Source organism: Coxiella endosymbiont of Amblyomma nuttalli (assembly GCF_018107685.1).
Lineage (GTDB): Bacteria > Pseudomonadota > Gammaproteobacteria > Coxiellales > Coxiellaceae > Coxiella.
In genome coordinates, this window is the sequence record NZ_CP064834.1 from 139916 (window position 1) to 166459 (window position 26544).

Below are 26544 nucleotides of genomic sequence, written 5' to 3' on the forward strand. Positions count from 1 at the left end.
CAATAGCATGAATAGACATAGAAGAACTGTCTGGTAAAAAAATGTGTTACAGTTGTAAACGAAGGTGAAGTCGACTATTCAGATAACAAGCAATACTAAAATTGGAGTTTAAAAGAATGGCAGAGCGCGTTTCTTTGGAACCCGCCTTTATTTTACATCGACGTCCCTATAGTAATACTAGTTTGATTATTGAATTGTTAACTCTAAATTATGGTCGTGTATCTGCATTAGCTCGGAGTGCACGAGGGTTAAAATCACGTTATAAAGGTAAGTTAGAATTATTCTTTCCACTTGTAGTATCGTGGGTAAGTCGAAGCGATTTAAAATATTTAGGTGATGTAGAATTAAGCGGAATGCCATATCCCTTGGAAGGTGAGCCATTATTATGTGGTTTTTATTTAAACGAATTATTGATGCGTCTATTGTATCATGGTGATCCTTATGATCGTTTGTTCTATGCTTATCAGGAAGCATTGGGTCAATTAGTTAATGGTAATTTAGAAAAAAATTTGCGTTTTTTTGAAAAACGATTGTTGGATGAATTAGGTTATGGTTTACCACTACAATATGAGATAAAAAACAATATACCCATTGAAGCTGATCAATTTTATCAATATGATCCTGATCAAGGGTTTTTACCTTGTGAAGTAGGCAATAGAAAAAATGTTTTTTGTGGGAAAAGTTTACTTGCTTTACGAGAGGGAAAATTTTTTGATTATAAATCGCTAAAAGATATCAAACGTCTCATGCGAGTAACATTAGGCCGATTGCTTGGGAAAAAACCTCTTAAAAGTCGTGAATTATTGCATTAGTATATGGCTTAGTATAACTAAATAATTGAAGGATGCAGCTTATTGTTTAAGAAAAAATTAGTGGATTTTATAGTAAAATTGGAACGATGATATTTTAATTTCCTTCTTTTTCTTGGTAGAAGCACTTGAGTGCAAAGCACAAATAGGAGAAGTTAAATGGTTCGCTTAGGAGTTAACATTGATCACATTGCCACATTGCGACAAGCGCGCGGCACTACTTATCCCAATCCAGTTGAAGCTGCAGTTATTGCTGTTAACGCAGGTGCTGATGGAATTACTCTTCATTTACGTGAAGATCGTCGACATATCCAGGATAATGACGTACGCAGTTTAAAACAACAATTGACCATTCCCATGAATTTAGAAATGGCTGCATCTGAAGCCATTATACAGTTTGCAGAAGAAATTAAACCAGATCATTGTTGTTTGGTAGCTGAAAAACGTGAAGAATTAACCACAGAAGGGGGATTAGATGTAGCGAGACAACAGATATCAATGCAGAAGATTTGCATTCGCCTGGCCAAAGCAGGCATCAAAGTATCTTTGTTCATTGATCCCCATAAAAAACAGATCGATGCTGCCAAAATCTGTGGAGTTCCTATCATTGAAATTCACACTGGTCATTACGCTAACACAAAAACTGATGACGAATATAATTTAGCACTTAAGCGAATTACCGAAGCAGCCATTTACGCAAATAGCCTAGGTTTTATTGTTAACGCCGGGCACGGCCTAACCATTCACAACGTCCAGCCCATTGCAGCCATTTCTGTTATCAATGAATTAAATATTGGCCATAGCATTATTTCTCGTGCCGTTTTAATTGGGCTCGCTAACGCAGTAAAAGAAATGAAGATGTTGTTGTTGGGCGCCAGATAAGAGGCGTCTTTCTTTCTATAATATTATGTTGATCCTCAAAAACTCAACTTTTCTTCTGCGAAGAATATAGTAGAACGGATAGATATGTAAACATCCACTATCACCTATGACAACTACTGCTTTTAAAGGAACGGAAATGAAAAAGTAACACTCCTCATTCTTTGCAACTATGAATTAATTGTTGGTGTCTCCGATCTAAATTAGCTTCTAAAAAATACGCGAAACGCGAAAAATAGAAAACAGTACGGAGAATAACAGATTGCATACCTGTTTGAGATAGTTGATGTTCACAAGAAGCTAAATTTACCAGCTAAGTACACCTTAGTACGTAATCAATTTTTCTAGGTATGACTGTTTTCAGGATATGTTTTTAAAATTCAAAGTAGTTTCTTCAGAAAGAGAACTAATTCGATCAGCGTTTTTCTTAATAATGCCCTTGAAAGCACTGAATATAAATTATAAATGTAGCCAATTTTCATCATTCCAATCTATGAGTAAGAAGAAGCAATACAATACAATAGCTAAGTAAAAGTATGCAATTCAAATCGTCCATCGCTAAAATAACGTAAAACGCTTCCGTTCTCGTACCAGGCACCTAAGACGATCCGTTGAACAGGTTTTTTGTCAACAATTAAATCATGGATAGCAGGATGATGGGTATGACCGTGAATGAGTAATTCTACGTTGTGTCGTTGCATGACTCGTTTTACTGCATCATGAGTGACATCTTGAATTTCAAAGGATAAATACCGATTGTGATTGCGGCTTTTTTTGCGAAGCTCCTTAGCTAATTTGCGTCGTAGCACTAAAGGGAGAGATAACATTAATTTTTCTACCCACGGTTTTGCAACATTTCGACGATAAATTTGATGTTTATGATCTAACATACAGAGACTATCGCCATGCATTAATAAAATAGATTTATTATAGAGTGAAATCACCGTAGGATCTTTCAATAAGATAATATTAGCGGCTATTGCGAATTTTTTACCAATTAAAAAATCTCGATTACCTCGCATGAAGTAAATTTCAGGTCCTTTTTCAGTGAGTTTTCGAAGTACTTCGATAATTTTTCGATTAAAAATTGACTGATTATCATCCCCAATCCATGCTTCAAAAAAATCACCTAAAATGTAAATAGCATCGGATTTAGGAGCTTGATACTCCATAAAATCGAAAAAGCGAGCTGTGATCGAAGGTTTTTCTTCTTCTAAATGGAGATCGGAAATAAATAAGGTGTGGGATTTCATCATTATAAAATATCTTGGAAGGCAAGCCAAAAATTGTCATAATAGTGCGTTTTTGGGAATGAGTCTAATGATAAAAAGTCGTTTCTGTCCAAGTCCGACTGGCCTCATACACTTGGGGAGTGCTCGAACAGCATTATTTAACTACCTTTTTGCGCAAAAAAATAAAGGCGTCTTCTTGCTTCGAATTGAAGATACAGATGCTGAGCGTTCTAAAAAAAAATTTGACTTTAGACTTCGAGCAGATCTACATTGGATGGGCCTAGATTGGCAGGAAGGTCCGAATAAGGAGGGGAAGGAAAAGGGACCTTATCATCAATCGCAACGTCAAACTATTTATGAGTATTATTATCAGCGTTTAGAAGCAACTAAGCAGGCATATCCTTGTTTTTGCAGCGAAGAACAACTAAAGTTGTCGGTAAAGACTCAACGTTCTATTGGAAAACCACCACGCTACGCAGGTACATGTCGTTCTTTATCTTCCGCAGAGGTGAGAGGGAAACTCGCCAAGTACTTACAGACTAGTTTGCGTTTTTGTGTTCCGAAGAATAAAGTAGTGACCTTTACTGATTTAGTACGAGGTGAACAACACGTTCGAACCAATGATATTGGGGATTTTATTATTCGTCGTACCAATGGCACATCACCTTTTATGTTTTGTAACGCCGTTGATGACGCTCTCATGGGGGTAACTCATGTGTTAAGGGGTGAGGATCATTTGACTAATACGCCACGACAGCTCTTGATCTTACAAGCGCTTGGCTTAGCTGTACCTACTTATGGTCATATAGCTCTAATTGTTGGTTCAGATGGTAGTCCCTTATCCAAACGACGGGGCAGTCGAAGTATTAAAGAATTGCGTGAAATAGGTTATTTGCCAGAAGCCGTGATAAATTATTTAGCGCGTTTGGGACATTATTATAAAAGTGATACTTTTCTTTCACTTGCTGAATTGGCAGATGGGTTTCATGTCAAATTGTTAGGAAAATCTCCTGTTAAATTTAACGTGCAACAACTGGATTATTGGCAAAAACGAGCTATCGAAAAATTATCCTGTGATTATTTTTGGAAGTGGATGGGAAAGGAATTAAAATCAAAAATCCCTGTAGACAAAACTGCTTTATTTCTGACAACGATCAAACCTAATGTGTATTTTCTGCAGGATGTTAATTATTGGATTGATGTCTGCTTTAATAGCGCCCTATCATTTTCACTAATGCAGCGAACATACCTACAAAAAACGGATAAGGTCTACTTTGAAAAAGCAGCTGAAGCCTTTAGGAAATTTGATAAGGATTTAAAGTTGATAATGAATTATTTAAAGGGAACATTAAATCTTGCAGGGAGGGCATTATATCAACCCTTACGAATAGCCTTAACCGGTGTTGAACATGGTCCTGAACTAGCGAAACTGATTTTATTGATGGATGCCAAAACTATCCAAAAACGATTACAAGAAGCGAGGCGGTGAAAATTTTTAACAGTTTAACGAAACGGAAAGAAGAATTCAAACCAATTGAGGAAGGTAAAGTTAAGCTTTATGTATGTGGCATGACAGTATATGATCGTATGCACATTGGTCATGCGCGTTCGTGGATAATCTTTGATATGATTGTGCGTTATTTACGAATGCGGAGTTATGAAGTAAATTTTATTCGTAATATTACTGATATTGATGATAAGATTATCGACCGCGCCAAAGAGCAGAATGAAAATCCTACAGCGCTAGCAGAACGATTTATTCGAATTTTACATGAAGATGAAAATGCGCTTCATGTTTTGTCGGCCGATAAAGAACCTCGAGCAACGCAATATATACCACAAATTATTCAGTTAATAGAGAGACTAATGAAAAATGAAAGTGCTTATATTGGACAGAATGGGGATGTTTATTTCAATGTACGTTGTTTTAAGGATTATGGAAAACTATCTCATCGTAATTTAGATCAGCTTCGAGCAAATACATACACAGAAATTGGCAAATATAAACATGATCCTCTGGATTTTGTATTATGGAAACAAACAAAACCAGGAGAACCCAAATGGAATTCTCCGTGGGGGGAAGGGCGACCTGGCTGGCATATCGAGTGTTCTACAATGTCGAACAATCTTTTAGGACAACCGTTTGATATTCATGGAGGTGGACTAGATTTAAAATTTCCTCACCATGAAAATGAAATTGCACAATCCGAAGCAGCTGAAAAAAAACCTTTTGTAATGCTATGGATGCATACAGGTCTTCTTGAAATTGAAAAAGAAAAAATGTCAAAGTCACTTGGTAATATTATTCCTGTTCAAGAAGTACTTAAAGAACATGATGTTGAGGTCTTACGATATTTTTTATTGTCAGGACATTATCGTAGTCCTCTTAATTATTCCAAAGTAAATTTAAATAATGGTCGTGCTGCTTTAGAACGATTGTATCTTTCCTTACGTGGTTTACCATGCATAGGGGAGAAGCTGAAACCATCTTCCTTGTATACAGATCGCTTTAAAGAAGCTATGGACAATGATTTCAATACCCCTATGGCATTCGTTGTTCTATTTGAAATAACTCGGGAAATTAATCGACTTCGCAATGAGAATCAAATAGAAAAAGCAGCAATTTTAGGTTCTGAATTAAAACATCTTGGTCATGTTTTTGGTCTGTTGAATCAAGTTCCTGAGCGATTTTTACAAGGTAATGGTGGTAAAAAAGAAATGGATATCCTAGAAATTGAAACGTTTATTACCCAACGCAATGACGCAAGAGTAAAAAAAGACTGGAAAACAGCCGATCAAATCCGCAATCAATTGAGTGATTTTAGTGTGACTATCGAGGATTCCTCGGAAGGTACTTACTGGCGACGAAAATAAAAATGGATGTAATAATTCTTTTTGATTTGATTAACCAATTGATTTGATTGATAAAAAAGATGAACTTGAAATCAATTAGTTATGTTGCTTGATATGCTCATGGCGATTATAGAATTATTTTTTTAAGTCTATGACATAGATGTCAGCTGTTTGTCATAGCAATCTTAACTTGCTTGTAATGAGATTTATTAAATATTAATTTTAATCTATTACTGAATTATTAAAGAATATCTGTATGATAAAAATTGAGCAGTATTGGACCGGATTTTTAAAGCAAGGTACCTTCTTTTGTATCATGCTTGTTGTTACAAGCTATTTTTAGCTGCTGCTTTTAGCAGAAAAATTTTTCACATATATCTCCTTGATTATAAAGAAAATAAATAATTAGTAAAAAATAACATCAATCAGCCTAGCATATTTTATTTTCATTCTGTTTTCTTGTCACGCTGTTAATAGTAAATATACTAAAATTTTACTTACTTGATACTTATTCGAAATAAAACGAGTAAGAACAACTTCGATAGAATATTTGCTGTTGAATCTACTGAATATTTACTGAATACCAAATGATAATCAAAACTATTCTTGCTATATTTCGTGGAAAACAATGTAATCTTTATAAGATTAGTACATAGATATCATTGTTTCTTGTTAGTAGCATAAAGATAAATTACCGGACAGAGTAGTACATTAATGGAAAAATATATTGTTATCTATAAGCATAAGTATGGAGACTTGCACTAATCCCATATTGGATAACTTGTTACTTGAAGTCTAATTTAATCGATGTTGTTGGCATGGATGTCTATATAAGCTTTAAGCTGTTAATAGGCAAAATGTTAGTTTAGGCTAGAGCAGCACATAGGGTGCGAGATTCTATGACACATAGATTGTCGATAACTTTTTGAAAATTGGCTGAAATAAGTTTTACACTCACCACCTAGCAACAACAGGAGGCGATAATGAATATTGTGCATAGTTATTTAAGAGGATAATGTATTTAATTGAAATCATATTGTATAAAACAACAATTAAACAATATGATTTGTTGTGAGAAAAACTTGTTCGCTTTAGATTTATTTGGTTCGTACAAGAGATTGAATTTTAAATCTTTTATGCATTTCAATGCTGATCTTTAAATATTCTTGAGCATAATTCTTCTTCTTTCCTTTAGCTTACTGAGCAAGGGTATGTTTTTCACCTGAAAGCAACTCTCTAAATCTATTTAACATAATAAGTTTTTGTTACCAATGTTAAAAATATTATACAATTCTGAACTGTGCTTGCCGTCCGGTATTTATACATATACATCCGTAGCGTCGTAGCCTATCAATTCATCCTCAAACTGCTTAAATTCAGCAAATCCGGTAGGAAAAAAGTTAGAAAACATAATCGATACTTTCATTAAAAGCATTATCAATGCTTTTACTAACAATGCATCTTTTTGACAAGTGCGAAATTTTTGTCGTATTTAGCATATTTTCCCCTTAAATACACCATTCTTATCTTTGATCATCTTAATTCTTATCTTTCCATCTTTAGTATTCTGTATCATAGATTTTAACCCACTATCAATTTTGACTTTATTAACTATTTATCTAAACAATAAGCATTATCTAGAAATTAAGATAAGAACCGATCAATTAAAAATCAATTGAATTGTAACTGTTATTTTCCTGTGCAAGCAGAATTCAGAAACTAATTAGTAACTCTTTTTATTATAGTTGTTATAGGGTCTCACTCCTCAATTAAATCTCGATAAAAGACTGAGTCTCTTTTTATGTGAGTAAAACTCGCACTTTAGATTAGCTTTGATCCTCCAACAAAGGGGTATGGGAGATAAGATTGGAGACGATGTATAATTTACGAAAGGTTGTTGGCGAAAATGCTATCACAAGCATAACTATAAAATAAGATAAAACGTCATCTTCAAATCTTACATTGATCTTATGGTTAGTATAACATTACTGCTCATTGCTAGTGTTAAATGTATGTCGTTAATTATTTATGAAAATCAAACGGGAAACATCGTTCATACATTAAGGTATAATAAACTGGATGCGATTATTCAACGTCGCCAATTTCTGTATAAGATTTAGTCGATTATAAGCTGTATCATGAATACTTTTATATAGTTTGACAGAAAAGTATACATAAATCTCTATCATAATCATCTATCTACATATCAGATATTATAAGGTATTAAGTAATTAAAGAAAAAATGCTAATAACTAATCTGAAAGAGAAACATTATTTTATTGGAAGAAGAGAAGGTTATTGTTTACGAGCAAGTATCTGGGTATGTTTAGTGATGACTACGCAAGCAAAACCAGCGAGATTTGAAGCAGCGACAGGTTTTCCTAAACATGGTACATCATTTGACGCCTCCTGTAAGGCCTCCTACGTGCTAGTAGGAGTGACTCTGTTATTCAGCTTTTACTAACTAACGTTGCGTACCAGCACACATGACAGTTTTGTTGAACCATTCCATGATCCTGTACCTTTTCTCTCGCGTATGTCCATTACTATTTATGACGTGCTGACTATTAAGAGGAGCACTATGAAAGACATACTTCAGATTAATCATGAAGTTAAAGAAATCAAATAAATAATAACCCAACAACCTAAATTGGAAATCCGAAAAGCAACAGATATAATGCAAACAAGAGTTAACTCTTTAATTTCTTACTTTGATATTTTAAGATTATGGTATTGATGTTATTCGTTAACCCCCCCTCCTGTTCTGCCTGCCACTTGGTAAATTTAATAGATAAGGTTATTAAGCTAAGAGAAAAGGCATGGGATGAATTTTATATTTTTTTCTTTAATAAGTTATTAACTTTTTCTTTAATAAGTTATTAACGCATTGAGGATTGGCTCTGCCTTTTGAAGCTTTCATGACTTGACCGACGAAAAAAGCTATAAGTTTATTTTTACCTGCGCGATATTGTTTGACTTGTACGGGATTATTGGCAATCACTTCATTAATAATTTTTTCAAGAGTATCAATGTTAGTGATTTGTTTAAGCCCTTGCTGTTTGATGATCGTATCTGCATCACCTTTTCCTTCCCACATAGCTTCAAATACTTGCTTGCCCATACTACTGGATAAAGTATTATCAGTAATTCGATTGAGAAGAGTTACTAATTGCTTAGCATTGATAGGATTTTCTGCGATGGAAAGATTGTTTTTATTTAACGCGGCAACCAGATCACTATTGATCCAGTTGGCTGCAAGCTTAGGAGATAGAGTTTTATCTAATTTTACTACGGCTTCAAAATAATTAGCTGTATCGATATTAGTCGTCAGTAATTTAACATCATAGCTGCTTAAGTGATAACTCTTTTTAAAGCGTTTTCGTTTTTCCCACGGTAATTCAGGTAACTGTCTTTTTACAGATTTAATAAATTCTGGTGTGATTTCTACTCGTAACAGATCGGGATCAGGAAAATAACGATAATCATGTGTTTTTTCTTTTGTGCGCATAGATCGTGTTTCATCCCGTACAGCATCATATAATCGCGTTTCTTGCACAATCTTGCCACCACTCTCTAAAATTTTTCTTTGTCGTTTAATTTCGAATGAAATAGCACGTTCTACAAAACGAAAAGAGTTAACGTTTTTAATTTCAGTACGCGTTCCAAATTTTTTTTTACCCTGGGGGCGTAATGAAATATTCACATCACAACGAAAGGCACCTTCTTGCATATTAGCATCACTGATATTAATATAGCGCACAAGCGCATGCAGGGTTTTTAAATAAGTAACAGCTTCTGCGGCAGAACGAATATCAGGGTAGGAAACAATTTCTAGTAGGGGTGTACCCGCGCGATTGAAATCGATTCCGGAGTGGCCTCGCCTTTTTTCATGAATAGATTTTCCTGCGTCTTCTTCCAAATGTGCCCGCCTAATACCAATGCGTTTAGTAACTTCATCTTCACTCTCAATATCGAGATAACCCGATTTAATAATCGGAAATTCATGTTGACTAATTTGATAGCCTTTTGGTAAATCTGGGTAGAAATAATTTTTTCTTGAAAAAATACAATGAGTCGCAATGGTGGCTTGAATACTCAAACCAAAACGAACGGCTAATTTTATAGCTTCTTTATTTAAAACTGGTAAAACACCTGGAAAACCGAGATCGATCGCACAGGCTTGTGTATTAGGCTCTGCACCATAAGTCGTAGAGGCACCAGAAAAAATTTTTGTTTTTGTGCGTAACTGCACGTGTACTTCTAAACCAATAATTGGTTCACACTCCATCTTAATACCTCGATGCAGATGGCAATTGCCTATGGTAATCTGTCTCTTGCTGATAACGATGAACTATATTTAATAGATGTGCTTCATCAAAATAATTTCCAATTAGCTGAGCTCCAATTGGTAAGTGATTAATAAAACCAGCAGGGAAGGAAATGGCAGGTAAGCCAGCTAAATTGGCAGATATGGTATAAATATCAGATAGATACATTTCTATTGGATCTGATATTTTTTCTCCTATTTTAAATGCAGGTGTGGGTGTTGAGGGCGATAAAATAATATCCACGGTTTTAAATGCATCGCTAAAGTCATTACGTATTAATCGACGAATTTTTTGAGCCTTTAAATAATAGGCTTCGTAGTAACCGGTAGAAAGCACATAGCTACCAATCATAATGCGACGTTTCACTTCAGTGCCAAAACCTTCCGAGCGGGATCGTTTGTAAAGATCATCCAAATCTATGGGATTATTGCATCGATATCCATATCGAACACCATCGTAGCGTGCAAGATTAGAAGAACATTCAGTAGTTGATAACACATAATAGGCTGAGGCGGCAAAATCCGTGTGAGGCAAGTAAATATCTATGACAGTAGCTCCTAATTTTTCAAATATTGTTTTTACAGCTGCAATAGAAGTTGTAATATTTGCATTTATATCTTGATTCAAATAGTCTTTCGGCAAACCAATTTTTAAACCCTCTAAGGAATGATCTAGAGTGGTGGTGTAATCAGGTACACTTTTATTGATACTAGTTGAATCCCTCCGGTCATGTATAGCAATAATACTGAGCAACAGCGCTGCATCTTGTGCAGTTTGAGTTAACAGTCCGCCTTGATCCAAGCTAGAAGCAAAAGCGATCATCCCGAAACGAGATACACGACCATAAGTGGGTTTCAAGCCAGTAATACCGCACAAAGCAGCTGGTTGACGAATGGAACCCCCCGTATCAGTACCGGTTGCAGCAGGCACTATTCGGGCGGCAACTGCAGCTGCTGAACCGCCGGATGATCCTCCCGGGATGCGCTCGATATCCCATGGATTTTTAACTGGTCCATAATAGCTGGTTTCATTGGAGGAACCCATAGCAAATTCATCCATATTCGTTTTACCTATTAGTACAGCACCCGCATGATCCAGTTGTTTAACGACAGTGGCATCGTAAGGAGCAATAAAATTATCGAGCATTTTTGATCCGCAACTAGTTTTGATACCTTTAGTGCAAAAAACATCTTTTTGCGCAATAGGAATACCGGTTAGTGGTGTTGCTTCATCTTTTGCTATCCGTACATCAGCCGCTTTTGCTTGTTTTAAGGCGTGTTCTTCTGTTACAGTAATGAAACTGTTAAGCGTGGTATCGAGATTTTTAATGCGATTGATGAAATGTTGTGTAAGTTCCACGCTGGATATGTTTCTGTGTTGAAGTGCTCGACTTAATTCAGCAATAGTGTTTCGGTGCATGCTTTTTTCCTTTTTATTCTTCATCTTTAATTACGGTTGGGACTATATAGAGTCCAGTTTCAATTTGCGGTGCCACCTTTTGGAGTAAAGTGTGCTGATCAGGTTCGGTAACGATGTCTTCACGAAATGGTTGTGGCATGTCGTAAGGATGCAAAAGCGGTTCAACCGTCTTTGTATCTATTTTTTTCATTTTAGCCACTAAATCGAGAATTTTGTTGAGTTCTTTCTGTATCGATTTCTTTTTATTTTCAGGGATAATTAGTTTAGCTAAATGTGCAATTTTATCAATCTCACTAGCGTCTAGTATAGACATGACTATCTCCCATTGAGAGAACAATTATATCTAATATTTTTCGATAATGCTAAATTAAATAATGCTAAATTAAGGTAGACTGAATTTGAGAAGTTTAGTTGTCTTGAAATTGTGTGATCTGCCCTTTATTAGGAATCATTTTGATATAGATGTATTACTATAGTCGAGATATACTCTTTATTAAGCCCATGTCGAAAAGTTGAACACGACCAGAACGACGCTGTGCTGGTTTTTTTCTTAGAAAAGTATCTATATTAATATCAAATTATTTTAACCATATTAAATTATTTTAACCGATACTTTTCTGGTCTGCTACTCCTCCCCATGTATCTCTAATTATTTATTAATCTTAAGTAATCTTATCATCCTTAAGATGATAAATCTTAAGGATGATAAATGACTGTTAATAGGGTTCCAATGGCTAGATTGATATTACTTTAGGGTGCTTTTCTTGTGAAATAGTCTTATATTCATATTTTCTTCCTTATATCGTACTTTCTTAAATCCAAATGGATACACACCAGTATCCAACGTCATGCAAGCAGATTTTACACATCACATTCAAGTTAAAGTACTACAAAGTAATGACAAAGCACGTATATAAAATTCATTTTTGATGTTGCGAAAGTAAGTGTGATTAAACATCTACTTGGATAGTACATTTATTTGCTTTTCTCATGGACTTGTTTCTAGAAATCTTTTGTAGAATGGGTTTAGAATGATTCATCGGGCTGATCTAGCTAATCAATAAGTTGGCTAAACATTGGTGTTATAAGGTCTTGTTCTCTATGTAACTATCTATAACTAGATGATGGATTTAATTGTGTTAAATGATTCTGTACAATGCTCTTAAATTGATCTTTTTTCATTCTCTTCCTTTAAGTTAAATCAATTTCTTGCATTGTTCGACACTCTATTTTCAAAAGAAAATCTTTTCGTTTCACTATGGAGTCCTCTGTGGTCAACTCGTTGTTGAAAGACACACTATTAGAGGACATGACTTTCGGTCAGCCATGAATTTTATCATCGCAGTATTTGAGAAATTAATTTTTATTCCGCCTTTTTGTTTGAAAAAAGGCGACACATGCTTTCAAAAAACACCGATCACTGAATTTTTCAGTTGTACTCCATTATCATGCGCGATCTGTATAATTATAAAAAAGATATTTGATTTACTTTGCAAATGACCAATCCATGCTTACAGAATGCAACTTATTAACAAGTGATATGATCATATACCATCTCAACCTGATCTAGCACACCGATTTAAATCGCGATATCAACTTATGGTAAAGCGGTGTATTCAATTGCTTAACATGATGTTTCCAGTTCCATCTATTCCTTGAAGATACAGGTAATCTATAACACTAACCTATAGTAATAAACAGCAATAAAATGAATGTCGCTCACTAACGTACACAACTCTATATAAATTAAACTAAGTTCTGATGCAATCTAATGTCCAGACGACTTTCATACAGAGTCTATAAAACGATTCTTTGCTGTCAAAAAAAGCTAAAGAAAAAGCTTAGAAAAATCACTGTAGCGATTAAATATTAGCAATTTCTTCTTGTTCTCAAACGCGACGAGATGGCGTTTAGTACTAGCTTAGTACTATATTTGCTTTTAAATCGAACTAGTATAGATGTTAAAGTATAAGAAAATAAAAATAATAACCGTAACAAGAATTACCTACATAATAAAATATTTATCCTAGGATTTCTGATCATTAAAAGTCGTTGAGAGAACCTCCCTTGATAATTCCATGCAACCGATCTCTTTTAACCAATGTTTTCTAAGTTTGCATTTATGTAATGTGACTAATAAAAACTATTCTGGTCTTAACGCTAAATAGTCTCCTAAATATGATTTAGATTTAAAAAAGGGTTAGTACAGACCATATGTATCTTAAGAAAGGGGAAATATGAGATTAGGTTCTATTTAGCTACTTCCCTCGACTATAATTTTCAGTTAAAGTACATTTTTGAATACCTCAGTAGGAAGAGATTGTCCGTGCTTAAAAAAATACGTGGGTTGCTTTCGAACGATATATCCATCGACCTAGGAACTGCTAATACTTTAATTTATATGATAGAGCAGGGTGGTATTGTGCTAAATGAACCTTCGGTAGTAGCAATTCGACGAGGTGCTCGTGGTGGTCAGGAAAGGGTAGCTGCTGTGGGTGTTGAGGCCAAACGCATGCTGGGACGTACACCAGGTAACATCGTTGCCACAAGACCATTGAAAGATGGTGTTATTGCAGATTTTCATGTAACTGAAAAAATGTTGCAGTACTTTATTCATAAAGTACATAAAACGCGATTTCTGCGCCCAAGTCCACGTGTATTAGTATGTGTTCCTTGTGGATCAACTCAAGTAGAACGACGTGCTATTAGAGAATCCGCTTTGGGTGCTGGTGCACGCGAAGTGTATTTAATTGAAGAACCAATGGCGGCTGCGATGGGTGCTGGCTTGCCGGTAGAAGAAGCTAGCGGTTCAATGGTAGTTGATATTGGTGGTGGAACCACTGAGGTTGCTATTATTTCGTTAAGCGGTATTGTTTATGCTGAATCTGTCCGTATTGGCGGTGACCGATTTGATGAAGCTATCATCAGTTATGTTCGTCGTAATTATGGTGTTTTAATAGGTGAAACAACAGCTGAGCGCATTAAGCATCAAATTGCTGTAGCGTTTTCCAGTAATGACATTAAAGAAATGGAGGTTCGCGGACGCAATTTGGCGGAAGGTGTACCGCGTAGCTTTACTCTAACGAATAATGAGATCATTGAAGCATTACAAGAACCCCTTTCCGGAATTGTGAGCGCAGTTTTGAGTACGCTGGAGCAAGCGCCTCCAGAATTAGCAGCCGATATCGCTGAACGGGGGATGGTATTAACGGGTGGTGGTGCCTTGTTGAAAGATATCGACAGACTTTTAATGGAAGAAACGGGACTACCTGTTGTGATAGCTGAGGATCCTTTAACCTGTGTAGCTCGTGGTGGAGGACGAGCATTAGAACTAATGCGTTCGATGGGTAGTGAATTTCTCTCACGTGACTGATAATATTTTATTTTAAAAGAGGAGGTAGGTATCAAGTTAATTTTTGCGCGCTCTTCAATGCCAGGACTCCGAACCCTTATATATGTTGGGCTTGCCATCACGTTGCTTGTTCTTGATCAGAAGGCTGCATTTTTTCAAAAAACACGGGCCTACCTGGCCTTTATAGTACTCCCCATGCAATATCTAGTTAACGCACCGATTAAGACTCTCCATTGGATTGCTACGAGTATCACTACCCAAGAGCAATTAATCGATGATAACACACGGTTGCGTGCTCATGAGTTATTATTAGAATCCAAATTACAAAAATTACTCGCACTAGAACGCGAGAATTCACAATTACGGGAATTATTAAAGTCAACTTCTTATGTCAATAATACTAGAATAACCATCGCTCAATTACTTGCCGTAAATTTAGATCCAAATTTACAACAAATTATCGTTGATAAAGGGATGCGCTATCACATTTATATTGGACAACCCGTGTTGGATGCTTATGGTATAGTTGGGCAAGTGGTTCATGTCGGACCATTAGCAAGTAAAATCATGTTGATCTCTGATCCAAAAAGTGCCGTTCCAGTGCAAGATTATCGCAACGGAATTCGCGCTATTGCTGTTGGAATGGGTAATTCTGAAAAACTAGTATTAATTAATATACCTGATACCAGTGATATTCAGAAGGGGGACCTATTTGTATCATCGGGTCTCGGGCTGCATTATCCTATAGGCTATCCGGTTGGTATCGTATCTGAGATAGGGCATAGTTCTTCTAAGCGCTTTGCAACAATTATATTGCAACGATCTGCGCATTTAGAGCAGTTACAGCAGGTGCTGATGGCTTGGCCGAGCAAAAGAGCTTCATTAGCTAAAGCGGTACAAGAAGAATTAGAATCAAATTTGACGCCTGTAAGTAAGGAACATGGAAAATAGTTTTTCAAAAGACTTTATTTTTATTAGCATTACGTTACTAATTGCAATGATGCTTACTATCCTACCTTTACCAGCATGGGCTGTGTGGTTACGACCAGCGTGGGTGTTCATGGTCTTGCTGTTTTGGATGATGACTATGCCTCATCGAGTAAATATTGGAACGGCTTTCATTAGTGGTCTTTTACTTGATTTATTGACAGGTACAATGGTAGGGCAGCATGCTCTTTTATTCACTATTATTTCTTATTTTTTCATTCGTTTTCAGGCAATTATTCACAGCTTGCCATCATGGCAACAAACCATTCTTGTATCAATCTCAGTGGTTGTTTATTTAGCGATACAATATTGGATTATGGTGATGGCTAATGTTTCTCCAATAACGGCGAAATATTGGCTACCCATTTTAAGCACAATGCTTTTATGGCCTTGGGTGCGATTTTTACTACGGAATTATCATCATCGATTTAGATTAGATTGATTTGAAGGTATAATGCAGCGTTATTTGAAATGTTTATTAATAACGACGGTAAGTGTTGTTGTGTTTTTTGTCGCATTGATTGGCATTGCGCGTTTAACGATTCCGTTACTTAATTATCAGGATTATCAGCGAGATTTTTTTGAGCGATGGGCTAACCACATGCTACACCAATCGGTTCGTATCAGTTGTATTACAACGAGTTGGTATGGGCTTGGTCCCGCGTTTAATTTCCACAACGTTATTATTATTGATTCCGAACATCACAAACCCTTATTTCAGATTGCTCAACTGTCGATCAGTTTAGATGTTTTTCATAGTTTACTACATTGGCGTTTATTGCCTGGCCGTTTAATATTATCAGGCACAGAAATTAATGTAGCTGAAACACAAGAAGGTAAATGGCGTATTAAAGGCATGGTGCTGCGAAAAGAAAATACTGCCAATTTAGATAAAATAAGAAATACGATTTTATTACTCTCAAGGCAATCTAATATCACTTTAAAAAATATTACTATCAATTATTTCACATCACAGGGGAAATTAATTTCTGTTGATAACTTACAAATCGTAGTAAAGAATGATATTTTTCATCATCAAATAACTGGTGCAGGTAGGCTTAGACAGACTACACATACTCGATTTCGGTTTTCACTGAAATTAGATTGCGATAATCTTTGGTTCCGTGTAAATGTGAAAAATATTGTTTTTAAGCAATTGGTTGATAACCGTTGGATGCGGACATATACTAAAGATTTTTCGATTAAACATGGAAAAGGTTATGTCCAGTTACGGATGCGATTGCATAAGTGGCAACTACAATCTGTGCAAGGTTTAGTAAGTGCTCATAGCCTCAGGTTTGCAATAGCTCAATCCCATAAAACAGTAGCAATTGATCAGGTTTTTGCTAATTTGTACTGGCAGCAGTATCCTGATGGATGGAGGTTAACGAGCAATCATATATTTTTACGTACGGGAGGAAAAGAATGGCCGGAACATAGTTTCTGCGTACATATTATTCATAGGGGATCACTCACTACTCTTTTTTTAAAAAGTAATCACTTTGATTTAGAAGGTATAGATGTTTTAGCTGAGAGTATTGGATTCTGGCCACAGAAAATGCGAACCTTTTATCAAAACTTACATTTGCGAGGGCAGTTAAAAAATTTGACGGTGCTTTACGCGCCTCAAACTTCTTATTATCACATAATCAGTGATAATAATGATCTTGGTGTTCATACATGGAACAACTTATCTAGTATTGCACGTGTTGCCAGCTCTGTTGATATAAGCTCTTCTAGGAATAAACCCGTCTTACAATCAACTCAAAGCATGATAGCTATCCCACAAATTCTAATTTTTAGACGACCTTTCATATTAAATCAATTGCAATTAACAGCTAATTGGAGACGTAATGCTACAGGATGGGATTTTTATTTGAAGAAATGTGGCATCGGGGATAATCATTTCCACTGGCAAGAACAAGGATTACTTTGGATACCTACAAAATACTATCCCTATATTAATTTGCAAGGAGAATTTATCACAGACAATGTGACGTCGAACAATATTTACCTACCTTATCGACATATTAACTCTAACTTGTTGATATGGTTGTACCAAGCATTTTTAGCAAACTCTGCAGTATCCGGTACACTCGATCTTAAGGACCCACTAAATAAATTTTCTTTCATGCATGGGGGAAATAATGGTAGGGGTTGTTTCGATGTGATTGCAAATGTGGATCACGTTAATCTGCACTATCATTCTGGATGGCCAGATATTCAAAATGTCCATGCGAAAATTTCTTTTCACAATAATAAGGTGTGCATTATTGCTGATCATGGAGAGATATTGGGAAACACCATTAATAATTTGAAAGCAACTATACCTAACTTAGAAAAACCAATTTTAACGGTGATAGGACATATATCCTCTGATCTGAGTGACGGATTTAAATTTTTACAGGCAACACCACTTTTACTTGCTGATAAAATGAAAAATATGGTTTTTCGCGGTCCAATGAATTTTAATTTAAAATTAACGATCCCTCTGTTAAAAGAGGCTAGGCGAGACATTGTAGCTGATGGAAACTTAACAATTAAAAAAAGCCAATTAAATTTAAAAAATTGGGGGATAAAGCTTGATAACATTCAAGGTAATTTTCATTTTGCTAACTGGAATTTTTCAGCAGATCAAATTCATGCTGCATGGTTAGGGCTCCCGATAACTATTAAAATCGTAACAATTCATCCTTTTGATTCTTTATCGACGTTACAATTGGAAGTGCATGGCCGAGTAACAATAAAAGCATTGCGAAATCAATGCCATTCATCGATATTGAATAATTTAAGTGGTTCCACTGCTTATCATGCTTTACTAAGGTTGCATAATAACCAAAAAAAATCAGTAGATAGTTTGAATATCATCACAGATTTAATCGGTGTTAAATCTATATTGCCTTCGCCCTACAATAAATCAGCACAAGAATCTGCTATTTTGAGTTCTACGGTCACTTTTTCTAATGAGAAATTCGCTAGAATTAAAATGCGTTACAGTGGTCATTTTGTTGATGCGAATACTGCTCTCGACTTATTTCTCACCGAGAAGGGATGGTTGATTGATATTCACAGTCCATTAATCATTGGTGCTCTTTTTATTCCGAATAATCACCGTCAACAACAACAATGGCAAGGGCATTTTTCGCGAGTTTATTTGCCAATAACACAAGAAAAAAAGCAAAAACTCGATCTTCAAGGATGGCCATCTCTTAACATTTCCATTGATGATTTTCGTTACGGTAAAAGATTAATAGGAAAAATAGAGTTGCAAACAACCAAAACTAAAATTGGATTAAAAGTTAATAAGCTCAATATAGCAACGCCTTTGTTTTATATGCATGCATTAGGATTATGGAATTATAAAGTAGGTAAATCAAAAACCACTCTGTCTGGGCAATTTATTAGCTGTGATTTAGGTGCGTTTCTTAAGCAATGGGGCTTAACTCGCATTTTGGAAGGAGGCGAAGGAAATGCTAATTTTTCCTTGCGATGGCTGGGATCGCCTAATCAATTTGAGGTAGCGCATTTATATGGTCATGTGAAGGCTTCTTTTCGAAATGGGCGCATGACAGAATTTGGGGAAAGTGCCGAATTTGAGCTCGGTTTTAGTCGTCTGCTCAATTTATTAAGTCTTCAATCACTACCAAAATTACCGCTCACTCTTGCGAATTTAACTAAAAAAGGGTTTGCTTTTAATGCATTTCAGGGAGATTTTTCTCTAATGGGGGGAATCGCGAGAACAAAAAATGTATCATTGATAGGTGATGCTGCTTGGGTGCGGGTAGAAGGGCTTATTGGTTTTACGAAGAAAAACTACGATTTGCATTTAACAATTATGCCAAATATCACTTCTTCTTTACCTTTAATCATTGGTATTGCAGGAGGACCTTTTGCTGGTATTATTGCATGGATTGCTAATCAAGTATTATCTCCTCAGGTTAGCAAAGCAGCACAAGTAAATTATCACATTACAGGTTCTTTGGAATAAGCTACTAAAATGAGTTACTAATTATATTACCGCCTTACTGCCACTATGGCTCAAACTGAACTTTTATTTATTTCATTTACATATCTTCTGTTATCACAGAATGGCTCCTATTTATAGCTTTATATTCTTAACTCCAGGAAGTCTAGCTTATCATCAATTTTATAGTCTTATTATTATAGATGAATCTGATATCTATGACGCCCTCTAATCAGTTGATTATTGTATTGCATTAATGCACCGTAATATTCAAACAATTATCAATGCATTAATGATATTAATCTTTTATTTAGCCATATTCTGACTACTTAACCATATTCTGACTCAGAAAATCTAATTTATTCATTGATAATAGTAAAAATCAGTTTAGTTTATGAAACATATCGACCATTATACTTATGGCTGTGCGAAAAATTCTCACATAAAGTAAGGCATGACTAATACGACCACCTCCTAAATAGAGGGATAGTATCAATAGATACACAATAGTATTAGTAATCGCGGATTTACAGTTTTCGACAAATGGTCGTGTTTATGTTTATATGATAGAAAAAATGGCCACTGAGAAAGCAAGTAAGCGCCATGATTTAAGGTAAGGTGTTTACTAACTAAGGTGTTTTACTAAACTACCCCATATGTTGAATGGGTATATGATAAGAATGAATAGCATCCATTATATGGATAGCATTGTAATATTTAAAAGCAAGGAGGATATTTTAGATAAGTACATGCTTGTTTTAAGATTTTAGTTGACTAGCGCATAAAAGCAGGGGAAGAGCGTTGCTTTCTTCATAATGCATAACAACATAGTGATTGATAGCAGGAGAGCGTCTGGCTGGTGAGACCTTCTAGGTAATGAGACTCCTAGATGCTATTAACAAAGGAACAGTAACTTAAAAAAACAATACTAGCTACTAAAATAGCTTTAATTATGCACAAAAAATGGAAAAATGACACGAGCAAGAAAGGTACCGTTTGGTTGGTAACAATAACCCGGTACAGCATTTTGATTTTATACAAACTGGTGGAAATCGATATAAAACCATATTCCTATTAATATAGGACAACTGAGTGGCTCGAGCGGTTGCTATATGGAAGGCTCTAAACCTTTACTTAAATAACAACGAAGATTTTTGATAGAGTAGAATTGATCTCTTGTTCAGATAACAAGAGTTATGGACTATAGATACTGTGTATTGCGTGCATATCGTGTAATTAATTCATTGATCATGAAGCTTGTCGAAAAGACTTATTTATAACTAAAAGTAAACCCATTGAAATTGAGCTCACTGCAATTATGGCAAGAGTTGTTGATATTGAAATGTGGCTACTTGCGTTTTAGATGCGTTTATCGATTCGATCGTAACATCAGTAATAAGAAGCAATTAAATAATAGTGCTTACGAAGTTTAATATCTTTAAAATTAGTCAACATGTAGTAAGAATCGAGTATAAGCTACGACGAGTGGACCGGTGCAAATTTCAGCACTATGGTTTATTTGATTCTCTGTGGGTAAGAAGCTAGAGAAAGATTTAATCATTAAAGAGCAAAAAGAAACTTGATTAATCTAGATACATTCGTTATCTTCATTGCCCGGGAACTTGATGCCTCTTTAAATAAATTTTTGTCGTGGGTACTTAGCTCAGTTGGTAGAGCGTCGCCCTTACAAGGCGAATGTCGTGGGTTCGAGTCCCACAGTACCCATCATAATTATTGGTTAGATAATATTAAAGAAAACTTTGAAGTGAAGTGAGTCGACTTGAGAGGCTCCAAAGCGGAGTGGTAGTTCAGTTGGTTAGAATACCGGCCTGTCACGCCGGGGGTCGCGGGTTCGAGTCCCGTCCGCTCCGTTATAATAGCAATACTTTAAAGAATGTTAGATTTTTTTACATTAGATGGCTCGCATATATCCATATGCTAGGGGTAGCGTATAATACGTAGTTATATTTTGATTATAGTCATGATCCGTAATAACGTGCTATTGATGCTAAAATTCGTTGTTAACCTTTGTCTATTTGTGTACCGTCTTCGTTCGAGAATTTTTAGCATCGCTCGTAGATTTCAAGTAATTTAAATGAGTTTTGTGAATTTGTTCGTCTTTACTTTGACTGTACCTTGATGCCGACTAAATTGGCATGAACTTGATTGTCAAGATACTTGTAAATAAGTTCGTTAAAAATTCTATGCATTCGGTTAATTAGCAAAACCACAGATTTGACTATTGTGTAAAATGATTCTTGTAAAGGTAAAGTACGTGCGAAACGATATTCATGAAATGGGATAGTGCTTTTTTTATTATGAGAGGTCATCCTTTTAATGAAGTACTAGTTTCTGTTCTTAAATTTTATAGATGAGTCTATAATTAATAGAATTAATCGGCTCATTTCTAAGAATATGCCTAATGATTTCACTTTTTATTATTTTATTACTTGCATTAGGAAAATACTAATCATTTTCAAAACTAGTTTAAAACTAGTAAGCAGTATTTTTTCTTTTATCAATTTTTGGTTGAATAATTGAAGTAATTACTGGATTTACTAGCAAAATATATGGAAACGTATTAACTAACAATGACTTTGAGTATATTATAATGTTTCTGGAAATTTCACTGTTCTTGTCTTTTTACTGTTCTTCACACACTGTTTTATACTTGTCTAAATTACCGCAAAAGTTTCTATGTAGTGGTGGTTGACAACTCTTCGTGTTTCTTTAAAAAAGGAAATAGGAAAATATAATATAAAATTGATTTTAAACGTCTATAAAATTATTCTAAAAATAGAACATAATAATGTACCCATGTTTTGGTATATTATGATAAACAGAGTTTTTGTACTTGTATTCTAAAATTTAATTTAGTGCTATTTATAGATAGACTTTTTCTAAAGTTTCACAATGATAAATGAATACATATCTCTTGGAGAGAATCAGTTATACTTAATGAATATTCACCATACTATGTTTTTAAGAAGTGTTTACATAAATACTGTTTAGCGAAATTATATTGGGCTATTATATTTTTATAATTATTATAATATTCAAGACCAAAGTTTTTATTCAATATTGATGCATTTTTAGTTATAGTTTTTATTTTTCAACAGAATAGTCGTTCTAATTTCAAAGGATGTTATATTTGTAGCATAGATACGATTAGCTTTTAATTAAAGTTTTTAAATGTGTACTGAAGTGTACTGAAGATTTTTAAAAATTTTTTTATTAATAACTCCATTACTTGAATATTTTCTCTGATAAAGTTTGCTATAATTCTACTAAACAGTTTTTAAAAATATACATCTTAAATCTTTAGGCTTAGTCTTTAACGCTATCTACAAGATCAAGATCTCTGCAATATACTATTGGACTATAATGATCCAGATATCTTAAAAATAGCAAATTAGTTACATGAACATTACTGCAGGAGATAGAACTGTTATGATAGGAGCCATCGATAAAAAGAAAACTTGCAAAAATTCCACTCGCTTTATATAAACCAACTTTTATATCACTTGTATTTTTCAATTGAGCACCGTCCTTTTTAAAGGAGTAAAAAGGAGCGATAGAAACAATCACTCCTTCTCCTTTATTAGGGTATCGCTATTCATTGTTATTGACAACCGTATTTTATTCATATTTTATCGATTTATTCCAAATTTTTCAACATGATAATATCTATTCTAATATCTATTTATAATTTCAAGACTTTTAAATTTCGTATATCAATTTTAAAATATCAGCAATTAAATAAAATTGAGAAACTGAAAATTTTTATAAACCATCCCACATAGAAATAAGCATAATTATAAAAATGGATCTTAAATATTAACTGTAAAACTCAGTTAATATTATTATTAGTAATATAAAATGTGATATTTGAAAAATTATATAGACCAATCGGAACAAATAAATCGGTTGTAGTTTCCTTTTAAAGAAATCAAATAGAAATAACAGTAAACTCTATAAAAGACGTTACAATTATAATCGATCATACTAGCGCTCAAGGCAAAGGAGAAATATTTATTTAACACATATAGTTAATGCACATACTTTCAAAACCAGAAAAGCAGTATCATAATGAAGGACGGTATAGAAAACTTAGATTAAACAGATAAATTAGACTATTTGCCCTGTCATAAAAAGCAAAAAACGTGATCGTTATAGGCTCAGGGAAAATAACTATAATAAATGGAATTCCTTTATTCTTTAATAATTATTTTAATAATGTCAGCATTAACTAGTAAGTGTACATTCCTAAACTATAATATTCATTTCCAGTAATAAAAATGAACTTTAAAAATATAATTCTACTCATTAAGAAAACATACGATACTCTAAGTTTCTTAATCCTATGTATAAAGAATACTTCTTGATAGACATTATCAAAGATTATACAATTAATTGTAATGTGGAAGTGACAAAATCTATAGAAAAGAAAATTCTATAGAAAAATTTTTAGAAAACAATATTAATTAGTAAATAAAATAGAATATTGAAATATAGTTATTGTTATGAAAAATAGATGAGCAGTCGAAAGGCGGAAATAAAAATTTTCACTACTTACTATCATTCTTGCTATCATGAGCATGATAGCATACACAGAGTATTTATCTGTTGTTATAAATAACACACAGTGCCATCATAACAGACATTATTCAATACAATAAACGAAGTATCAACTATTCTCATCATACAAATATTTCACTTTAGTTTGACTCAGTATAGGCCACTTGCCAAGGTATAGCACACCGTGTATAGTGTACCATGTTAAAAACATATAACTAACAACCAATTATCTAAATATAACAGAAATTAGCTACATGCTACAGAATTTCTATAAACATGTTAAAGGTTGGGTTGCTTGGGTTATTTTTGCAGCGATGTCATTTTCTTTTATCCTTTGGAGTATGCAGTATTATTTACAATCTGAAACAGGAAACAGAGAAATTGTTGCTAAGGTTGATGGCAAAAAAATTACCGCAAAGGAACTCGCTACTGTTTTTCAACAGATGAAACGTACTTATGTCTTAAAACTGGGACGCCAACTTGTTAGTAGACAAAGTGAAGCGCTAAAGCAATATACTTTGCAAAATTTAATTATGAATAATGTGCTTTTGCATTCTGCAAAAAAAGCTGGGTTTCGTATGAGTTTTAATCAGATTAGTCAGTTTATTGCTGAATTGCCGGTTTTTCAAAGGAACGGACAATTTTCTAAAGAGCGCTATCAAGCATTTCTGCGTGAAAATTCATTAACAGGTAACGAATTTTTTATGAAAATAGGTGATGCACTTATCATCCAACAATTTGCAGATGGCATTCGTAGCAGTGCGTTTGTGTTGCCTGCTGAAATAAAAACTCATTACGAATTACTTCGTCAAACACGTAATTTTCGTTATGTGATTATTCCAAGCGCTCGTTTTTTAAATAAAGTTAAAATCCACAAAAAAATGATTGCCGATTATTATCAGAAACACTGTCAGGTGTTTCGGATGCCAGAAAAAATTAGTATTGCTTATCTATTATTGTCGCCTAGCATCATTCGTCAGCAAATTTTAGTGAGCAATCGTGAAATAAAGCAATATTATAAAAATATAAAAAATAAAAATATAAAAAAAATACAGTCTCTGAGTAAACTGCAAGCTCGGATTAAATGCGACTTAATTCAAGAAAAAGTTAATGAAATTTTGACCAAAAAAGGCAATCAATTATCGACAATTACTTATACTGACCCGACAACCCTTCAATCTGCTGCGCGAAAATTAAATTTAAAAATTCGGACAACGGGATTATTTACACGTAATGGTGCTCGAAAAGGTATTGCTTCAAATCCTAAAATCATAGCAATGGCATTTAGCAATGATATATTACTACAACACAATAATAGTAATTTGATAAAATTGAAAGATGGAAGTTTAGCTGTTTTAAGAATAAAACAATACCAACCTTCCTATATTTCTCCGTTAAACACAGTTACTTTGTACATTGAGCAGAAAATTAGAAAACAATTAGCAGAAGTACAATCAAATCAGTTGGCTAGAAAAATTCAAGATGCGATTAATCAAAGACAATCATTAACGATGATTAAAAATACTGATCAGTTAGTATGGAAAATTGAAAAGAATGTAGAACGAATAAATAAAACAATCCCGATGCCTATTATAAAGGGTGCATTTTCTATTCCACTTACGAAAGAACATTCAGTGATCACAACGATTTTAAGTAATGGTGATTCGGCTCTTATTCAAGTAATTGCAATTAAACTGGCCAAATTTAATGCAGTTTCACAAAAACAACTTGATACGCTGATGAAAATTTTATTAGTATATTATGGTAATCTTGATTATCAATTTTACATTCAGGATGCTCTCAAGCACGCAAAAATTAAAGTTCTTTAAAGTCTTCAAAAAGACTTTTAGTTGTTTTATCTATTCTAAAAATAGAAGTATACTGAAACCTCTTGACGGGAATCTCGATAAGAAACATAAATATTTAATGTGCTGAACAAATAAAGGGGATTTATTAATACTTTCTAGAAGTTCAGCAGATAAGGCAAGTCTCATAGTGGTTCTAAACATGATAAGGTAAATTATAAAATTGTGTAGTTCTGGGAAGAGGAACAGGAACAATCCTCTTTCTCCACACGACAGACAGCGGTAAGGAAGCTTTGCTAAGCGCCATCTAGCTCGGGACTATAAATTGAAGACTATAT

Annotated in this window: 15 protein-coding genes and 2 tRNA genes; 12 read left to right on the forward strand and 5 right to left on the reverse strand. The window is 34.3% G+C overall.

What is annotated here, in order from left to right; all coding sequences use genetic code 11:
• Positions 1-116: 116 nt before the first annotated feature.
• Together recO and pdxJ are read left to right on the forward strand one after the other, a co-directional pair.
• Positions 117-812 (forward strand): DNA repair protein RecO, encoded by a 696-nt coding sequence (gene recO / locus CEAn_RS00435; protein WP_211923889.1) that lies wholly within the window; start codon positions 117-119, stop codon positions 810-812.
• 156 nt (positions 813-968) lie between these two features.
• Complete coding sequence (gene pdxJ / locus CEAn_RS00440; RefSeq protein WP_211923890.1) at positions 969-1691, forward strand: pyridoxine 5'-phosphate synthase; 723 nt, start codon at positions 969-971, stop codon at positions 1689-1691.
• Positions 1692-2212: 521 nt separating this feature from the next.
• On the opposite strand, the gene CEAn_RS00445 is transcribed toward pdxJ, so the two are convergent.
• The gene (locus CEAn_RS00445) at positions 2213-2941 is read right to left on the reverse strand and encodes a UDP-2,3-diacylglucosamine diphosphatase (RefSeq protein WP_244670124.1); all 729 of its coding nucleotides are present in this window, start codon (positions 2939-2941) and stop codon (positions 2213-2215) included.
• A 67-nt stretch (positions 2942-3008) separates the two neighbouring features.
• Here CEAn_RS00445 and gltX point away from each other — a divergent pair, with 67 nt between their 5' ends.
• From gltX to CEAn_RS00460, 3 genes are all read left to right on the forward strand, one after another.
• Complete coding sequence (gene gltX, locus CEAn_RS00450) at positions 3009-4409, forward strand: glutamate--tRNA ligase (RefSeq protein ID WP_211923892.1); 1401 nt, start codon at positions 3009-3011, stop codon at positions 4407-4409.
• Positions 4406-5794 carry a cysteine--tRNA ligase gene (gene cysS, locus CEAn_RS00455; protein WP_211923893.1) on the forward strand — a complete coding sequence of 463 codons (1389 nt, stop codon included), beginning with the start codon at positions 4406-4408 and terminating at the stop codon, positions 5792-5794. Before gltX ends, cysS begins: the two co-directional genes overlap by 4 nt.
• 2221 nt (positions 5795-8015) lie before the next feature.
• Positions 8016-8237, forward strand: coding sequence for a hypothetical protein (locus CEAn_RS00460; protein ID WP_211923894.1), 222 nt, complete (start codon positions 8016-8018; stop codon positions 8235-8237).
• Positions 8238-8618: 381 nt separating this feature from the next.
• Here the strand turns inward: CEAn_RS00460 and gatB are convergent, their stop codons facing one another.
• The 3 genes from gatB to gatC are packed head-to-tail and all read right to left on the reverse strand — an operon-like array spanning position 8619 to position 11833.
• Positions 8619-10061: an Asp-tRNA(Asn)/Glu-tRNA(Gln) amidotransferase subunit GatB gene (gene gatB, locus CEAn_RS00465; RefSeq protein ID WP_211923895.1), complete on the reverse strand. Its 1443-nt coding sequence runs from the start codon at positions 10059-10061 to the stop codon at positions 8619-8621.
• Position 10062: 1 nt separating this feature from the next.
• Positions 10063-11520 carry an Asp-tRNA(Asn)/Glu-tRNA(Gln) amidotransferase subunit GatA gene (gatA, locus tag CEAn_RS00470; protein WP_211923896.1) on the reverse strand — a complete coding sequence of 486 codons (1458 nt, stop codon included), beginning with the start codon at positions 11518-11520 and terminating at the stop codon, positions 10063-10065.
• Positions 11521-11533: 13 nt separating this feature from the next.
• Positions 11534-11833, reverse strand: coding sequence for an Asp-tRNA(Asn)/Glu-tRNA(Gln) amidotransferase subunit GatC (gene gatC, locus CEAn_RS00475; RefSeq protein ID WP_211923897.1), 300 nt, complete (start codon positions 11831-11833; stop codon positions 11534-11536).
• A gap of 2013 nt (positions 11834-13846) precedes the next feature.
• Here gatC and CEAn_RS00480 point away from each other — a divergent pair.
• The 6 genes from CEAn_RS00480 to CEAn_RS00505 all read left to right on the forward strand — a co-directional run bounded on the left by CEAn_RS00480 (position 13847) and on the right by CEAn_RS00505 (position 21694).
• Positions 13847-14893: a rod shape-determining protein gene (locus CEAn_RS00480; RefSeq protein WP_211923898.1), complete on the forward strand. Its 1047-nt coding sequence runs from the start codon at positions 13847-13849 to the stop codon at positions 14891-14893.
• A gap of 57 nt (positions 14894-14950) precedes the next feature.
• Complete coding sequence (gene mreC, locus CEAn_RS00485) at positions 14951-15823, forward strand: rod shape-determining protein MreC (RefSeq protein WP_211923899.1); 873 nt, start codon at positions 14951-14953, stop codon at positions 15821-15823.
• Positions 15813-16301, forward strand: coding sequence for a rod shape-determining protein MreD (mreD, locus tag CEAn_RS00490; RefSeq protein WP_211923900.1), 489 nt, complete (start codon positions 15813-15815; stop codon positions 16299-16301). The genes mreC and mreD overlap by 11 nt, the downstream gene beginning before the upstream one ends.
• A gap of 12 nt (positions 16302-16313) precedes the next feature.
• Complete coding sequence (locus CEAn_RS00495; protein ID WP_211923901.1) at positions 16314-19847, forward strand: YhdP family phospholipid transporter; 3534 nt, start codon at positions 16314-16316, stop codon at positions 19845-19847.
• A 1628-nt stretch (positions 19848-21475) separates the two neighbouring features.
• A tRNA-Val gene (locus CEAn_RS00500) sits at positions 21476-21548 on the forward strand.
• A gap of 72 nt (positions 21549-21620) precedes the next feature.
• Positions 21621-21694 (forward strand) — tRNA-Asp (locus tag CEAn_RS00505).
• A gap of 1456 nt (positions 21695-23150) precedes the next feature.
• On the opposite strand, the gene CEAn_RS00510 is transcribed toward CEAn_RS00505, so the two are convergent.
• Positions 23151-23411 carry a hypothetical protein gene (locus tag CEAn_RS00510; RefSeq protein WP_211923902.1) on the reverse strand — a complete coding sequence of 87 codons (261 nt, stop codon included), beginning with the start codon at positions 23409-23411 and terminating at the stop codon, positions 23151-23153.
• Positions 23412-24655: 1244 nt separating this feature from the next.
• On the opposite strand from CEAn_RS00510, the gene CEAn_RS00515 reads away from it, so the two are divergent.
• A complete protein-coding gene (locus CEAn_RS00515; RefSeq protein WP_211923903.1) occupies positions 24656-26230 on the forward strand; it encodes a peptidylprolyl isomerase in 1575 nt (524 codons plus the stop codon).
• Positions 26231-26544 lie beyond the last annotated feature (314 nt).

Excerpts from the sequence above, each read along its gene's own strand:
- CEAn_RS00445 (WP_244670124.1), bottom strand. The coding sequence starts at position 2,941 with ATGAAATCCCACACCTTATTTATTTCCGATCTCCATTTAGAAGAAGAA.
- pdxJ (WP_211923890.1), top strand. The coding sequence starts at position 969 with ATGGTTCGCTTAGGAGTTAACATTGATCACATTGCCACATTGCGACAA.
- CEAn_RS00515 (WP_211923903.1), top strand. The coding sequence starts at position 24,656 with ATGCTACAGAATTTCTATAAACATGTTAAAGGTTGGGTTGCTTGGGTT.
- gltX (WP_211923892.1), top strand. The coding sequence starts at position 3,009 with ATGATAAAAAGTCGTTTCTGTCCAAGTCCGACTGGCCTCATACACTTG.
- mreD (WP_211923900.1), top strand. The coding sequence starts at position 15,813 with ATGGAAAATAGTTTTTCAAAAGACTTTATTTTTATTAGCATTACGTTA.
- recO (WP_211923889.1), top strand. The coding sequence starts at position 117 with ATGGCAGAGCGCGTTTCTTTGGAACCCGCCTTTATTTTACATCGACGT.
- CEAn_RS00460 (WP_211923894.1), top strand. The coding sequence starts at position 8,016 with ATGCTAATAACTAATCTGAAAGAGAAACATTATTTTATTGGAAGAAGA.
- mreC (WP_211923899.1), top strand. The coding sequence starts at position 14,951 with ATGCCAGGACTCCGAACCCTTATATATGTTGGGCTTGCCATCACGTTG.
- CEAn_RS00495 (WP_211923901.1), top strand. The coding sequence starts at position 16,314 with ATGCAGCGTTATTTGAAATGTTTATTAATAACGACGGTAAGTGTTGTT.
- gatC (WP_211923897.1), bottom strand. The coding sequence starts at position 11,833 with ATGTCTATACTAGACGCTAGTGAGATTGATAAAATTGCACATTTAGCT.
- gatB (WP_211923895.1), bottom strand. The coding sequence starts at position 10,061 with ATGGAGTGTGAACCAATTATTGGTTTAGAAGTACACGTGCAGTTACGC.
- gatA (WP_211923896.1), bottom strand. The coding sequence starts at position 11,520 with ATGCACCGAAACACTATTGCTGAATTAAGTCGAGCACTTCAACACAGA.